The organism is Planococcus glaciei (assembly GCF_900099655.1).
GTDB lineage: Bacteria > Bacillota > Bacilli > Bacillales_A > Planococcaceae > Planococcus > Planococcus glaciei.
Window position 1 is genome coordinate 147,483 of the sequence record NZ_FNDC01000002.1, and the last position, 13,792, is coordinate 161,274.

15 protein-coding genes are annotated in these 13,792 nt (G+C 47.1%); 10 read left to right on the forward strand and 5 right to left on the reverse strand.

The features are described from left to right. Positions 1–27 precede the first annotated feature (27 nt). A complete protein-coding gene (locus BLQ32_RS04075) occupies positions 28–336 on the forward strand; it encodes a DUF4870 domain-containing protein (RefSeq protein ID WP_036810617.1) in 309 nt (102 codons plus the stop codon). A 209-nt stretch (positions 337–545) separates the two neighbouring features. Here the strand turns inward: BLQ32_RS04075 and BLQ32_RS04085 are convergent, their stop codons facing one another. Then, positions 546–986 (reverse strand): YtoQ family protein, encoded by a 441-nt coding sequence (locus BLQ32_RS04085; RefSeq protein WP_074509223.1) that lies wholly within the window; start codon positions 984–986, stop codon positions 546–548. A gap of 64 nt (positions 987–1,050) precedes the next feature. After that, complete coding sequence (locus tag BLQ32_RS04090) at positions 1,051–1,272, reverse strand: transcriptional regulator (protein WP_036810609.1); 222 nt, start codon at positions 1,270–1,272, stop codon at positions 1,051–1,053. A gap of 128 nt (positions 1,273–1,400) precedes the next feature. Between BLQ32_RS04090 and BLQ32_RS04095 the strand changes: the two genes are divergently transcribed. From BLQ32_RS04095 to BLQ32_RS04125, 7 genes are all read left to right on the forward strand, one after another. After that, a complete protein-coding gene (locus tag BLQ32_RS04095; protein WP_074509224.1) occupies positions 1,401–2,567 on the forward strand; it encodes an exonuclease SbcCD subunit D in 1,167 nt (388 codons plus the stop codon). Then, positions 2,564–5,656, forward strand: coding sequence for an AAA family ATPase (locus BLQ32_RS04100; protein ID WP_074509225.1), 3,093 nt, complete (start codon positions 2,564–2,566; stop codon positions 5,654–5,656). The genes BLQ32_RS04095 and BLQ32_RS04100 overlap by 4 nt, the downstream gene beginning before the upstream one ends. A 91-nt stretch (positions 5,657–5,747) precedes the next feature. Further along, on the forward strand, positions 5,748–6,401 hold the full coding sequence (locus tag BLQ32_RS04105; protein ID WP_074509226.1) for a hypothetical protein: 654 nt from the start codon (positions 5,748–5,750) through the stop codon (positions 6,399–6,401). A gap of 14 nt (positions 6,402–6,415) precedes the next feature. Continuing rightward, positions 6,416–6,628 (forward strand): hypothetical protein, encoded by a 213-nt coding sequence (locus BLQ32_RS04110; RefSeq protein ID WP_074509227.1) that lies wholly within the window; start codon positions 6,416–6,418, stop codon positions 6,626–6,628. A 106-nt stretch (positions 6,629–6,734) separates the two neighbouring features. Beyond that, a complete protein-coding gene (locus BLQ32_RS04115; protein WP_053165985.1) occupies positions 6,735–8,003 on the forward strand; it encodes an acetyl-CoA hydrolase/transferase family protein in 1,269 nt (422 codons plus the stop codon). A gap of 133 nt (positions 8,004–8,136) precedes the next feature. Continuing rightward, complete coding sequence (locus BLQ32_RS04120) at positions 8,137–8,541, forward strand: MarR family winged helix-turn-helix transcriptional regulator (protein ID WP_074509228.1); 405 nt, start codon at positions 8,137–8,139, stop codon at positions 8,539–8,541. Positions 8,542–8,562: 21 nt separating this feature from the next. Then, positions 8,563–9,759, forward strand: coding sequence for an MFS transporter (locus BLQ32_RS04125; RefSeq protein WP_074509229.1), 1,197 nt, complete (start codon positions 8,563–8,565; stop codon positions 9,757–9,759). Positions 9,760–9,775: 16 nt separating this feature from the next. Here the strand turns inward: BLQ32_RS04125 and BLQ32_RS04130 are convergent, their stop codons facing one another. Together BLQ32_RS04130 and trhA are read right to left on the reverse strand one after the other, a co-directional pair. Next, on the reverse strand, positions 9,776–10,555 hold the full coding sequence (locus BLQ32_RS04130) for a 2-keto-4-pentenoate hydratase (RefSeq protein WP_074509230.1): 780 nt from the start codon (positions 10,553–10,555) through the stop codon (positions 9,776–9,778). A 117-nt stretch (positions 10,556–10,672) separates the two neighbouring features. Continuing rightward, positions 10,673–11,320: a PAQR family membrane homeostasis protein TrhA gene (trhA, locus tag BLQ32_RS04135; protein ID WP_074509231.1), complete on the reverse strand. Its 648-nt coding sequence runs from the start codon at positions 11,318–11,320 to the stop codon at positions 10,673–10,675. 139 nt (positions 11,321–11,459) lie between these two features. On the opposite strand from trhA, the gene BLQ32_RS04140 reads away from it, so the two are divergent. Further along, entirely contained in the window at positions 11,460–12,035 is a 576-nt protein-coding gene (locus BLQ32_RS04140) for a DUF1836 domain-containing protein (protein WP_074509232.1), read from the forward strand. Beyond that, a complete protein-coding gene (locus BLQ32_RS04145; RefSeq protein WP_036809633.1) occupies positions 12,032–12,478 on the forward strand; it encodes a YaiI/YqxD family protein in 447 nt (148 codons plus the stop codon). Before BLQ32_RS04140 ends, BLQ32_RS04145 begins: the two co-directional genes overlap by 4 nt. 55 nt (positions 12,479–12,533) lie before the next feature. Here the strand turns inward: BLQ32_RS04145 and BLQ32_RS04150 are convergent, their stop codons facing one another. Then, on the reverse strand, positions 12,534–13,637 hold the full coding sequence (locus BLQ32_RS04150; RefSeq protein WP_074509233.1) for an S-layer homology domain-containing protein: 1,104 nt from the start codon (positions 13,635–13,637) through the stop codon (positions 12,534–12,536). Positions 13,638–13,792: the final 155 nt, after the last annotated feature.

A 13,792-nucleotide genomic window follows, 5' to 3' on the forward strand; every position in this document is an offset into this window, starting at 1 on the left:
CAGAAAAAAGACTGGAGATGAAAATAAATGGAGAATACAGGCTTTAAAATACTTGTCCATGCCAGTGCGTTCTTTGCTCCGTTTTTAGTGCCGTTTATCGTGTTCCTGATTACGAGCGACCCGGAAGTGAAAAAACTGTCTATCCAGGCATTGCTGTTCCAACTTGTGATGGGTGTGCTGTTGACGATTTCAGGTTTCCTGGTGATCTTCATCATCGGAATTCCAATGCTGATCGTGTTTGGCTTGATGACCGTCATCGTGCCGATCATGGGCATTATCCGCGCATTGAACAACGACAAATTCGACTATCCGATCGTTGGTGCCTGGTATCAATGAAACCCCTCCTCTTGAGGGGTTTTTTTATTGGCAAAAAGGATCTGTTTTATTAAAAATTTCTGATGGAAGCGTATTTTAACCTTTGCCGAGCGTATTTCAAGATTAATGGAGCGTATTTCTCGAGCAGTAGAGCGTATTTTAACTTTAACTGAGCGTATTTTCAAAAACCGCATAAAAACCCGGCCATCCTTGTGGATGGCCGGGTTTTATCAATCGAAAATATACGCCAATGCTTTAATCGCCTGGTCGACAGTTTCGACGGTAGCATTTGCTTTGCGTGACAGTTCTTTCAGCGGATGGTGCAGTTTCTCGGGGCGGATCAGGATGACCGGTTTGCCCGCTGCAAGTGCGCTGCTGGCATCCATCGCCGTGTTCCATTGTTTGTACTGTTCACCGAAAAGAGCGATAACCAGATCCGCTTTTTGCATCAGTACACCGGTGCGCAGATTGTTGAAGCTGGAAGCGGCTGCGTCTTTAAATACCGCATTCGGCTGCTCGCCTAAAATTTCCTCGCCGATATTGTCCGAACGTTCGTGGTCTTCCATCGGCCCGACGAAATCGACCGGCAAGTTCAGCGCCAAAGATTTTTTCTTGATCTCTTCGCGCCACGTACTATGAATTTCTCCTGCTAGATAAACAGTTAATCGCATGTACATATCCTCCTTGAACCCATTTCCTTCAGTGTATCACAAGTCGGGAAAGGGCAAAGGGCCTTTAAATGATCTGGCGTTCTTTGCGTTCCACCGGAATCAATGAAAGCACATTCTCGATTTTGAACGTGCGTTTTTTGTTCCGAAGAAAGCAATATGCTTGAAACGACTCCCCGCTCACTTTTAAAATTTTAATGCGGCGTTTGCTGATGCTTCCATCGTTCGCCATGTACATCATGTCAATCAATTGCTGATGTTTGAAGGCTTTCAAAATTTGTGCTTTCATCAATTTTCACTCCCTTAATAGAACGTTTGTTCTTATTATAATCCTAAAAATTGCAGAAAACAAGCAAACTGTTTTCGTGTATAATGGAACGAACATATATTCTTTTTGCCCCAGAAAGGAGCATGATGATGAAAATTTTCCATACCGCCGACTGGCATTTAGGCAAGCTGGTCCAAGGTGTTTATATGACTGAAGAACAACGCCATGTGTTAGAACAATTCGTCGCTGCCATTGAAGAACAGCGGCCGGATGCCGTCATCATCGCCGGCGATTTATACGACCGCGCGGTGCCGCCGACAGAAGCCGTCAATTTACTGGATGAAGTACTGGCGAAAATTGTGCTGGAACTCGAGACGCCGGTATTTGCTGTAGCCGGAAACCATGACAGCCCGGGGCGTTTGAATTTCGGAAGCCGGGTCATGAAAATGAACGGCATCCATATTGCCGGCCATGTCCAAAAAGAACACGAACCGATTGTTTTGGCCGATGAATTTGGAGAAGTGCATATTCATTTGATTCCGTATGCCGATCCGTCCCAAGTCCGCTATGCACTGGGAAATCCGGACATTCGATCACATAACGATGCAGCAGAAGCCATCGTCGAAAACATCAAACAAAACTTGAACCCGGAAGCCCGCCATATTGCCGTCGGCCATGCCTTTGTGACGCCCCACGGGGAGCAGCAGGAAAACACCAGCGATTCAGAACGGCCATTGTCAATCGGCGGTGCCGAGCATGTGGAAGCGGGCCATTTTGACGGCTTTCATTACACGGCGCTTGGGCATTTGCATCAGGCCCACCACGTGCTGAATGAAACCATCCGCTATTCGGGATCGCCGCTCAAATATTCGATTTCAGAAGAGCGCCACCAAAAAGGATTTTTGATCGTTGAAATGGACGGCAGCGGAAACGTCTCGGTTGAAAAGCAATTGCTGGCGCCGAAACGGGATATGCGGACCGTTGAAGGCTTTATGGAAGACATCCTGCGCCACGAGATTAATGAAGATTATGTCTTTGTGAAGCTGCTCGATGAAACGCCGATTTTGTATCCGATGGAAAAAATCCGCTCGGTTTACCCCAATGCCATGCATGTCGAACGCAAAAATTTCGGCCAGGCAAGCGGAAAAAGCGGAACAGAATCGCGCCGCAATATGGACCCGATGGTGCTGTTCAATGCTTTCTACGAAGAAGTCAAAGGAGAAAAAGCGACGGAAGAAACTGAAACAGTTTTCAAAGAAGTGCTTCAGGAATTTCTGCGCGAAGAATCTGATGAGAAAGAAGGGGTGAAACAATGAGACCCTTGAAATTGAAACTGACCGCTTTTGGACCATACAAGCACACGGAAACCATTGATTTTGCCGATTTGAAAGGAAACCAGCTGTTCGTCATTTCAGGCAGCACGGGTTCCGGGAAAACGACGATTTTTGACGGCATCTGTTTTGCCCTTTACGGCGCTGCCAGTGGGTCGGACCGTGCCGAAACACGCCATTTGCGAAGCGATTTTGCCGAAGACGGAACGCACACTTGCGTAGAGATGGAATTCGAAATACATAATAAAGTCTACCGGATCCTGCGCCAGATGAGCCACGTCAAAGCAGGGAACAAAAGCGCGACCGGCGAACGCTATGAATTTTTCGAGAAGACGAAAGACGGGGAAGTTCCGTGTGTAGAGCGGCAAATCGTTTCGGAAATCAACCGCCGGGTCGAAGAAATCATCGGGCTGACACAAAATCAGTTCAGCCAGATTGTCATGCTGCCGCAAGGCGAATTCCGTAAGCTCTTAACATCTGAAACCGATAATAAAGAAGAAATCCTGCGGAAAATCTTTAAAACAGAACCGTATAAAATGATAACGGAGCGTTTAAAGCAGAAGCGGGATGCGGCAAAAGAAGCGTATCAAGGAGAACAGCATGGCTTAGCCAGCCACGTCGGCAATATTAAAGGGGCGTTGCCGGAACGCGATTCCGATTTGTTCGAACTGCTGCAGCGCGAGCATTCCAATGTTCATCAAATAGTGGCAGGGCTTGAAAGCGAAGCTGCTTTTTATCAGGAAAAGATGCAGCAGGATGAGCAATACTACCTGAGCCTCTATAATAAGCACGATGAAAAAATGAACGCTTTCCACGAAGCGAAAAAATGGAACGACCGTTTCAGCGACTTGGCAGACAAAGCGCAGCGCCTTGAACAAGTAGAACAGCAGCTGCCGGCAATCGCTCAAAAAGAGCAGCAGCTAAAAGATGCTGAACGCGCCGGTTTTATTGAAGGCATTGAAAATGTCTACAAAGAACTGAAAAAGGACAAAGCGGAAAAGCTTCTTCTCTTAGAAAAAGCGTTAAAAGCGGAACAAGCGGCAAAAGAAAACCTGGCACAAGCTGAATCTGCTTTTGAGGCGGAACAAAAGTGCGGAACTGAACGCGAGGAAATGCGCCAGCGAGTGATAGAACTCCGGAAACTATTGCCGGCGGTTGAAGAATTGGACGGCAAAAAAGCCCGGTTGCGCAAGCTCCAAACTGCAGCAGCACAAGCTGAAAAAGAACTTGAGGCAATAGCTGGCCAGTGGCAGACGGAAAAGGCTGCGTGCCAAATAGTGGCTGAAAAAATCGAGGCACTGGACCGAAAACTTGAAGCATTTGATGAGCAACAGGCTGAATTGCTCGCGTTAAATGAACAATACCGGGTGCTGGCTGACTTGTGCGCCATTCAGAAAAAAGTGCGGCAGCAGCAAAAAACGAGCGAAGAAAAAGAAACGGTGTACCAACAAGCTGCGAGTGAATACCGTGAACTGGAAGCCGTCTGGTTTGCGAACCAAGCGCAGGTGCTGGCGGCGGCCCTTCACGACGGCGATGCCTGCCCAGTCTGCGGCAGCACCGATCATCCGAACAAAGCGGCCGAAGCCCATCATCCGGCCGTTTCCAAAGAGGAGCTTGACCGGCTAAAAGCCCGGCTTGATGGAGTGGACAGCCAGTACCGCAATGCAGCAGCTGCATTGAACGCATTGGCAGAACAGCTGAAACGCCAAGAAGAAGAAGCGGTCAAATTAAGGCTCAACCCGGCAGAAGCGGACGCTGACTACCGGAAAGTCGGAGAGCATAAAGTGGCACTGGAGCAGAAAGTAGCTGAGCTGCAGGCGGATAAAAAGAATTTACGTGTCTTGAAAGAACAGTTCAATGTTCAAACAGCAAGAGCAGGCCAGCTTGAAAAAGGCAAAACAGAGCTCGCTGAACATGTGCAGCAAGCGGCATCTGCCTACGGTGCAGCCAAAGCGGTTTTTGAACAAGGGCTGCTGGCCATTCCGGAAGAAGTACGGGTGCTGTCTATCCTAAAAGAAAAAATCAGCGAAGCCGAAGCCGAAAAGGGTAAACTGGAACGCCTTTGGGAAAGCGTCCAGCAAGAGCTTCAACGGGCAAAAGACCAATTTACAGCAGCGTCCGTCAGCGCGAAACATGCAGCGGCTACAGCCGAGGAAATAGCACGGAAAAAAGAAAACGCCCAGCAGCAATGGAGCGATGCGCTGCGAAAATCCGAATTTGCTTCGGAAGCGGCGTACCAGGCCGCGAAGCTAACGGAGCAGGAGCGCATCGCATTGAAAGAAGCGATTCAGGCATTCAGGCAAAACCGCCATACCTTGATGGAAAGAGTCCAGGAATTGAAAACAGAGCTATCCGGGCGGACTCCATCCGACATCGGCTTGCTTGAAGCGGAGCTCAGCCAATTGAAGGCGGAATACGAAGCGGCGTTGAATACATGGAACCGTTCACAGGATTTCCAGAAATCCTGTGAAGCGATAAAGGGCAGTATTATTGCTGCATCCGAAAAAGCGATGCAGGCGGAACAGCAATTTAACCGGATTGCTGACTTGCACGACATGATCCGTGGCCAAAACGGCTTGAAAATTTCGTTCGAGCGCTATTTGCAGATTGAGTATTTGGAACAGATTATCCAGTCGGCGAACGAACGGCTGAAAAACCTGTCCAATGGCCAGTTTTATTTGATGCGCAGCGACCGCCAAGAAGCCCGCGGCAAGCAAAGCGGTTTAGGCCTGGATGTCTATGACGCTTACACGGGGCAGACGCGCGATGTGAAAACTTTATCCGGCGGCGAGAAATTCAATGCCTCTCTGTGCCTGGCGCTTGGAATGGCTGATGTGATCCAGAGCTTCCAAGGCAATGTGGCAATTGATACGATGTTCATTGACGAAGGATTCGGGTCGTTGGACGATGAATCATTGAACAAATCGATTGATACGCTGATTGACTTGCAGAAATCAGGGCGCATGATTGGCGTCATTTCCCATGTCCAGGAACTGAAAGCAGCGATACCCGCCATCCTGGAAGTGAAAAAATCAAAAGAAGGTTTCAGCCAGACAAAGTTCGTGATCAAATAAAAGCCGTAAGCGTCTTTCCTTCTGATTGTTTAAACCGGCCCTGAACAGTGAATGGTAACAATAACAGGGAATTTTCGGAAGGAAGGTGCAAATGGATACAATTCTTTATTTTGCTTTTACTGCAGCGTATATCCTGCTGTTGGTATGGGCAATTGCTAAACAGAAATCGTGGAATTTTATGTCGGTTATCTGCCTGGTGCTGATTGGCCTTATTTACGATAATGGCTTGATTGCGATTGGGAAGTCTATCGGCGAAGGGCCAGTACTTGAAAATTTGAGCCTGCTGCGTTTTTGGAGCCATGCTTTTCTGACGCCGATGCTGGTGTTGTTTTCATGGGGAGCTTTAAACCGGGCAGGAATCGGCTGGGTGAAGAAAAAAGCGGTTTTAGCTGCAGCGATAATTTATGCTTTGGCATTGGCCGCAATCGAAATCGCTTTGGAAACATGGGGATTGGAATTGGCAACCGAAGAGCAATATGGCGTATTGCGGTATGTATCGGCTGAGCCGTCGAGCGGACCGCCGATTATGGTGCTGCTCGTTTCAGTCGTCTTGATTGCCGCTGGTATTCTGCTTTGGAAAAAGGTAGGCTGGAAATGGATGCTGATTGGTGCCGGTATTATGACAATAGGCAGTGCAGTGCCGATTCCGGTGGACAGCTCGGCTGCCACCAATGCATTTGAATTATTCCTCTTGACCACTTTGGTCTGGACCAAGGTTCACCTCGAGTCAAAGGAACAAAACTAAAGGGGCCGAAAACGATGAAAAAACTCAGTTTTAAAACACGCATGATTTATTTCGGAGTAATTGCGGCGATCAGTTTGGCGTTTTTTGCTCTACAATTGTATGTCTATTTAAACAGTTCGGACGGAACCGGTTCGATGGTTCTGCTGATTTTATGGGGTCTTATGGTTGTCTTTGGAATCGCAGGAATTGTTTATAATGTGGCAAAAAAAGACCGTCATTCCAAATGACGGCCTTTTTTTACGCCATGCAAAACGAAATGCCAGGGATTCGTGGGCAAGCATAGAAAGCTATGGTAAAGTTTAAAGAGATTTCATAATCAGGAGTGAAAATCACATGACAAAAAAGTTGAATCCTCAAGAAGTTACTGAGTTGATTGATAAAGGCGCAGACATCATTGTTCCAATCGCAAATGGCGAACCGATTCGTCTGCTGGATATACTGGAAGAAAATGTGGAAAAGCTGGAAGGCGTGAAAATCCACCAATTGTTGGCTTTGCGGAGCCGCCGTTACATTCAAGGCGAATTTGAGCAGCTCAAGCACGTTTCTTATTTTTTAAGCGGCGCTACGCGAAAAGTGTATCAACAGGCCAAAATGGAACTGGTTCCAAATAATTTTCATGAAGTGCCGCGTCTGCTGAAAAAAACGACGAAAATGTCGATGATCATGACTGTGGCTTCTCCGATGGATGAGCATGGGTATTTCACTTTCGGCACACAAGCGGACTACATTTCTGAATTTGTCGGGAAAGTGCCTTTTATCCTGGAAGTAAATGAACATATGCCAAGAACCTATGGGCGCAACCAAATTCACATCAGCCAAATTGCCGGCTTTGTGGAGCATCATGCGCCGCTGGCCGAAGAAAAAGCAGCTGCACCGAGCGACAGGGATTTACTGATTGCGGCTTCGATTATCGAAGACATCCAAGACGGGGACACGCTGCAAATCGGCATTGGCTCTGTTCCGAATGCGGTTATCTCGATGTTAAAGGATCACCGCCATCTTGGAATCCATACGGAAATGCTGCCGGACGGAGTGGTGGATCTGGTGAAATCCGGTGCAGTCGACGGCACCCGTAAGTTTACAAACCCAGGGAAAATTATTACGACATTCGCGTACGGTTCAAAGAAACTATATGATTTTCTGGATAACAACCCGGTAGTTGAATTCTTGCCGGTCAGCCAGGTCAACGATCCGCGCGAAATCGCGAAAGAGAAAAACATCGTTTCCATCAATGCGACGACCGAAGTGGATCTGTTCGGACAGTGCGCTTCCGAAACCGTAGGCGGCAAGTATTATTCCTCCAGCGGTGGACAAGTCGATTTTGCCCGCGGTGTGCGCTTTGCAGAAAATGGAAAAGGCTATATCTGTATGCAGTCAACGGCAAAAAATGAAACCATCTCCCGCATCAAAATCAACTTGACGCCTGGCTCGGTCGTAACGACAGGAAAGAATGATGTGGACAATATTGTCACTGAGTACGGCATTGCGCGTCTGCACGGGGCATCGATTTCGGAGCGTGCGAAACGCCTGATTGCGGTAGCCCACCCGAATTTCCGGGAAGAACTGCTGTTTGATGCGAAAAAGAATGGCATTGTCATTTAATAAGCAACTTAAAGATGAAAACCTTTCTCCGTTCAATCGAGAAAGGTTTTTTTGTTATGCCCGGTTGAGAACTTTACTTCTCCATCCATTACCCATATACTTACTTAGGTAAGTAATTTTAGAGGAGACAAGTATGCAGAAATTGTTATTTCACGAAATCCATCAAAAATCCCGTTTATCTGTTAAAGAAGTTAATGATGCACTGAAAGAATTTCATTTATACAGTTCCCAGTGGTCCATTCTTTTTTGCCTGAAGCAATTCGGCGAAATGACGCAAAAAGAGATTTGGCAGTACTTAAACGTTGAAGCGCCTACCGTGACGAGGACGTTGATGCGCTTGGAACACAGCGACTGGATTGTCCGCAAAGAAGGGGAAGACAAACGGGAACGCCTTGTCCAATTATCGGAGAGCGCAAAGACAATGGTGCCGCAGATTGAAAAACGGATTCAGGAAGTGGAAGAAGGCCTTCTGTCTTCTTTATCGGAAGCAGAGCAAGAGCAGCTGATTGAGCTGCTTAAAAAAATTGGCAATCACTGAACGAAGAAAAGGATGTAACGAATGACTGAAAAAAGACCGATTTGGACAAAAAGCTTTATCAATATCTCAATAAGTACGTTTTTTATTTTTGTTGTCTTTTATGCCTTGCTGACGTATATACCGATTTACGTTATGAGTGATTTGGGAGGGACCGCGACACAAGGCGGATTAGCCGTTTCGGCTTTCCTGGTTTCCGCGATTATGATGCGCTTTTTTGCGGGGCTGATTCTGGAAAAGTACGGCAAAAGAAATGTGCTGGTTTTAAGCATTTTGATGTTTGCTGTCAGCACCATTTTGTATATTTTTGTAGGGGACTTTACCGTTCTGCTGTTTCTTCGTTTTTTCCATGGCATCTGGTTTAGTTTGATGACCACAGTGGGCGGAGCGATTGCGGCGGATCTCATTCCGCCGGAACGCCGCGGAGAAGGCTTGGGCTATTACGGGATAGCGATGAACCTGGCAATTGTGGGAGGCCCTTTTATCGCGTTGACGTTATTGCCGTATGTAACGGCGCAAAGCATTTTTTCCATTTTTGCGGTGATCATGGCGATCGGCTTCTTATGCGCTTTGTCGGTTAAACTTGACGAAGTGCCGGCGGCGCCAAAAGAAGCGCAGCGCAAACTGGTCTTTAGCGACTTTGTGGAGAAAAAAGCGGTGCCTATCGGCAGTGTGGCTTTCTTCGTTTCGTTTGCTTATGCCAGCATTATTTCGTTCATCTCGGTATATGCTGAATCGCTCGGCTTGATCAAAACCGCAAGCTTCTTCTTTATCGTTTATGCGATAGCGATGCTGCTCGTCAGACCATTCAGCGGCCGCATTTTTGATTCCATTGGGCCGAATGTTGTGATCATCCCTTCGCTCATCATTTTTGCCATTGGGCTGTTTTCGCTCAGCCAAACCGAATCGGCTTGGATGCTGCTGTTTTCAGGTGCGTTGGTCGGAATCGGCTACGGCACTTTGCTGCCGAGCTTTCAGACACTGGCAATCCAAGCAGCGGACAAACACCGGAGCGGCCATGCGACCGGCACATTTTTCGCTTTATACGATACAGGAATTGCGATTGGCTCTGTGTCGCTCGGAATCATTGCCGCCGCTTTCGGCTACTCGAATTTGTATTTGATCCTGGCTGTTTTGGTTTTATGCGCCGCCTTTTATTATGTATGGATCATGAAAAAACAAAAAACAGCAATAAATGAAAAACAGGCGTCCCGCGTATAAGGGGCGCCTGTTTTTGTCATTCAACGTTCAATGCAACTTCGCCGATTCCTTCAAAGCGGGCTGTGTAAACGCCTTTTTCCAGTTTTGTAGGGAGGATGAATGTGCCGGATGAAACGGCCATGCCTTTTTCAAGCTTCAATCCGTGCGCCTCCAATTCGGCGATCAGCCATTGCACTGCATGAACAGGATGATCCAGAACCGCTGAAGAAGTATCAGCAGCGATTTCATCTTCATTAAAGAACAAGCTTCCTTTTATGCCGTCCAGTTGTTCGTACGTCAATCCTTCGACAGGCTCACCGGCAACGATTTTTCCGGCGACGGCACTGTCGGCCACCACTTGCCCTAGACTGATTTTAGGAAACCAGTCTTCAAACCGGGAGTCCGGCACTTCAATGCCTGGGGCGATTGCTGTCTTCTCCAGAATTGCTTGGCTATCGTCTTCTACCGACAGCTCTTCTTTAACGATGAAAACCAATTCAATTTCAATTAAAGGTGAGGACATCGCTTCAAGAAGAATGTTCCCGCTGTTTAGGGCGGATGTTGTTAACGCGCCGTACAAAGGCGTGTCGGAATGGAAAAGTTCCTGTGTTTCGAGGCTGGTTAAACTGATTTTATAGCCGGCGAGTGCTTCATTTGCTTGGACCGCTTTTTTATTCGTTAAGGCGTGTTGAATGCGGTAAGCTTCGTTTTTGGGCAAGGAAGCAGGGATAAGGTCTTTTGCAATCGGCTGTTTACCTATGTATGCATTGTATAAAATATCGGCCATTTTCTTGCTATCCAAATCGCTTTGTTCCATTATCAACAACTCCGTTCGAATGTTTTAAATAATCTTAACATTATAATTGCTATTTTGAAATAAGACTTTCTTTCAAAAAAACCGTTCTCCTTTTTAAAGGAAAACGGTTTTTTAAACTTAAAGAACATAATAGAAAACGGAAAGGAAATGGCATAGGCTGCCGGCTAAAATGAAAATATGGAAAATTTCATGGAAACCCAGGTATTTGGAAGAAAGGATGTTTGGTTTTAAACCGTAAATGATGCCGCCGATTGTGTAAAGAACGCCTCCTGCAATCAATAACAGCAAGCCTTCCAACGGCAGGCTGTCCGCCAGCGGCACGACGGCGAAAATAATGATCCAGCCCATTGCAATGTAAAGGGCGGTCGACAGCCAGCGCGGCGAGTGGAACCAGACCATTTTAAACAGAATGCCGGCAATGCCGATGGCAGCCACAAAACCGAACAACGCCCAGCCGAGCGGACCGTCAAGTGCTATTAGGCAAAAAGGGGCATAGGAACCTGCAATCAATGCGAAAATCATCGAATGGTCCAGTTTTCTTAAAAAAGCGATCAACCGCGGATGGGCGATAGCGGTATGATAAATGGTAGAGGCGAGATACAAACAAATTAAGCTGCCGCCAAAAATGATGACCGATGCCAAGTGCAGCGGTGGAGCATCGGCGTAAGCTGCTTTGATGACCATGGCCAGAAGAGCAGCAAAAGAAAGAACAGCTCCTGCTAAATGGGAGAGCGCATTAAAAGGCTCTCTTATGTATTGATTCATACTTATACGCACCTTTCGACATGTAGTTATTGAAACTACTTAGAATAATACTCTTATTAATTTTATTGGTCAAGCTTGGAGGTTTTAAAATAGTAAGGTAAAATTAACAGCATCAAATAATGTATTGAAGGTGAACAAAATGGAAAACATGGACCGCCTTATTGAGAATTTGGGGGTAAAGAGCGGCGTTTTGCTGGAAGATATTCCGAAAATCGATTTGTATATCGATCAAGTGATCCAATTGTTCGAAACGAGCTTTGCCGATGCCAAAAGAAATGAAGAAGAAAAAATCCTGACAAAGACGATGATCAACAATTATGCCAAAGGAAAACTCTTTTATCCGGTGCACAATAAAAAATACACGCGCAACCACATCATGCTCATCAGCCTGATTTACCAGATGAAAAGTGCCTTATCCATCAATGACGTCAAACAAGTGCTCGATGGCCTCAATGAGAGAGCTCTGCAGCAAGGGTTGAATTTGGAAAGCTTCTATGAAAGCTATTTGGAACTTCAGCAAGGAAATGTCGGCAGCTTTGCCGCAGGTTTGAATGAACAAGCCGGCCGGGTGTCGCAGCAAGCCGCTGGAATGGAAGACGCAGAAGAGCTGGAGCGGGTATTGCTCATTGCTTCACTGGTGCACACCAGCAACCTTTACAGAAGAGCTGCGGAAAAACTGGTGGATGATATGAAAGAGCGGGGGAGAGAGAAATGACGAAAGTGCTGATTGATGCAGACGGCTGTCCCGTGGTCGACTTGACGATTTCCATTGCCAAGCAGTTTCAGCTTCCGGTCCTGCTCCTATGCGATACGGCCCATAATATGCAGCGGCCAGGTGCGGAAACCATTATCGTTTCAAAAGGCGCAGATGCAGTCGATTTTGTGCTGGTCAACCGGGTCGACAAAGGGGATGTGGTCGTAACGCAGGATTATGGTTTGGCAGCGATGGTGCTTGCAAAGCGGGGATATCCCATAGACCAGAACGGCCGTGTTTATTCCGAGCAGAATATCGACCAGCTGCTGTACAGCCGCCATATCGCCAAAAAGGTGCGCGATGGTGGCGGCCGCATGAAAGGGCCGAAAAAGCGCAAACCCGAAGACAACGAAAAGTTCCAAGAAAGCCTGCTTGGGCTGCTCCAAGACATAACTACTGCCTAACACAAGAAAAAGCGGAACCGGCAAGCTTGCCGATTCCGCTTTTTTCATTTGTCCGCTAAATGGTCCAGCGGTTGTTGACCAACGCAACCAAAATCCACTTGCCACTGCTGTTTTTCTCAAAGACCATATTGAGATTTTGCCAGTCCATGCCGTCGTATTGGTCGGTTCCAGGGTAATAGAACTCCACAATCATGGCATTCGGGAAGCGTTCTTTGATTTGCTCGTGTGTCATTGGCTGTTCGGTGCGGCCGTATCGTTCTTTTTCATTGTAAGTGGCATTCATCAGATACTGATTGTAGTACTGGGCAGGAGTCAGTTTAATCGGGAAGCCGCTGCCGTCCTGATAGCCCCATTGATAAATTTTGCTATTCTGCATAAAGCCAGGGAGCTGGGCTTTTGTAAAGGTGACGCCGCCGCTGTCCAGGCAACCGCCGCTGTATGGGCAGAACGTCAAGCCTTTCTGCACGCTTACATAGGAAGAAACAGCTGCAAAATCTTTCGCTTTCAAGTCAGCCAGGATGTCATTGGCTGTTTCCAGCAAGGCTTGCTTGTCAGGAATGAAAGACGGTTCGATGGCACGTGCCAAAAATACGGCAAAATGGACGCGGGTGACATTGTTGTCGGGACGAAATGTATTGTCCGTATAGCCTCGCGCCACTCCTTGGTAAGCCAGCCGTGAAATGGCTTCATAGGCGAAATGGTTTGGTCCTACATCGGAAAATTTGGCGTTTGGCGCATCCGGGAAATCAAAAGCGCGGTCGAGCATGACGGCTGTTTGGGCACGGGTCACTTTCCAGTTCGGACGGAAATAGTTTCCGGGGAATCCATTAATGATTCCCGCTTCCGCACCGGAAGCAATATAGCCCGAAGCGAAGTACCCGGCGCTTACATCTTTAAATGGAGTCGCCCGTTTGGTTCCATCGAGCTCAAGCGCCCGCCCGATCATCGTTATGGCTTCCGCACGGGTAACAGGGGCATTTGGGCGGAATGTGCCGTCCGGATAGCCGGAAACAATTCCTTGTTCATGCAAATAGATCACTTCAAAAGCAAAAGGGTCATTGGCAAAAAAATCATCAAACGTGACAACGGCTTTGGCAGGAGCGGAAAACGCACTGAATAGAAGGAAGAACGCCGCTGCTAGAAACAGAATTTTTCTCATGATTCCACCTCCCTAATTAAGTCGATTTTACCACGAAATCATCGAATAATAAACATGAAGACTGTATTTTCTGACAATTATAATTTAAACTTACTATGCTGCCAAATGAATAATTTTAGAGAGCAGGGGAATACTAGATTAAAGACGTAATGAGC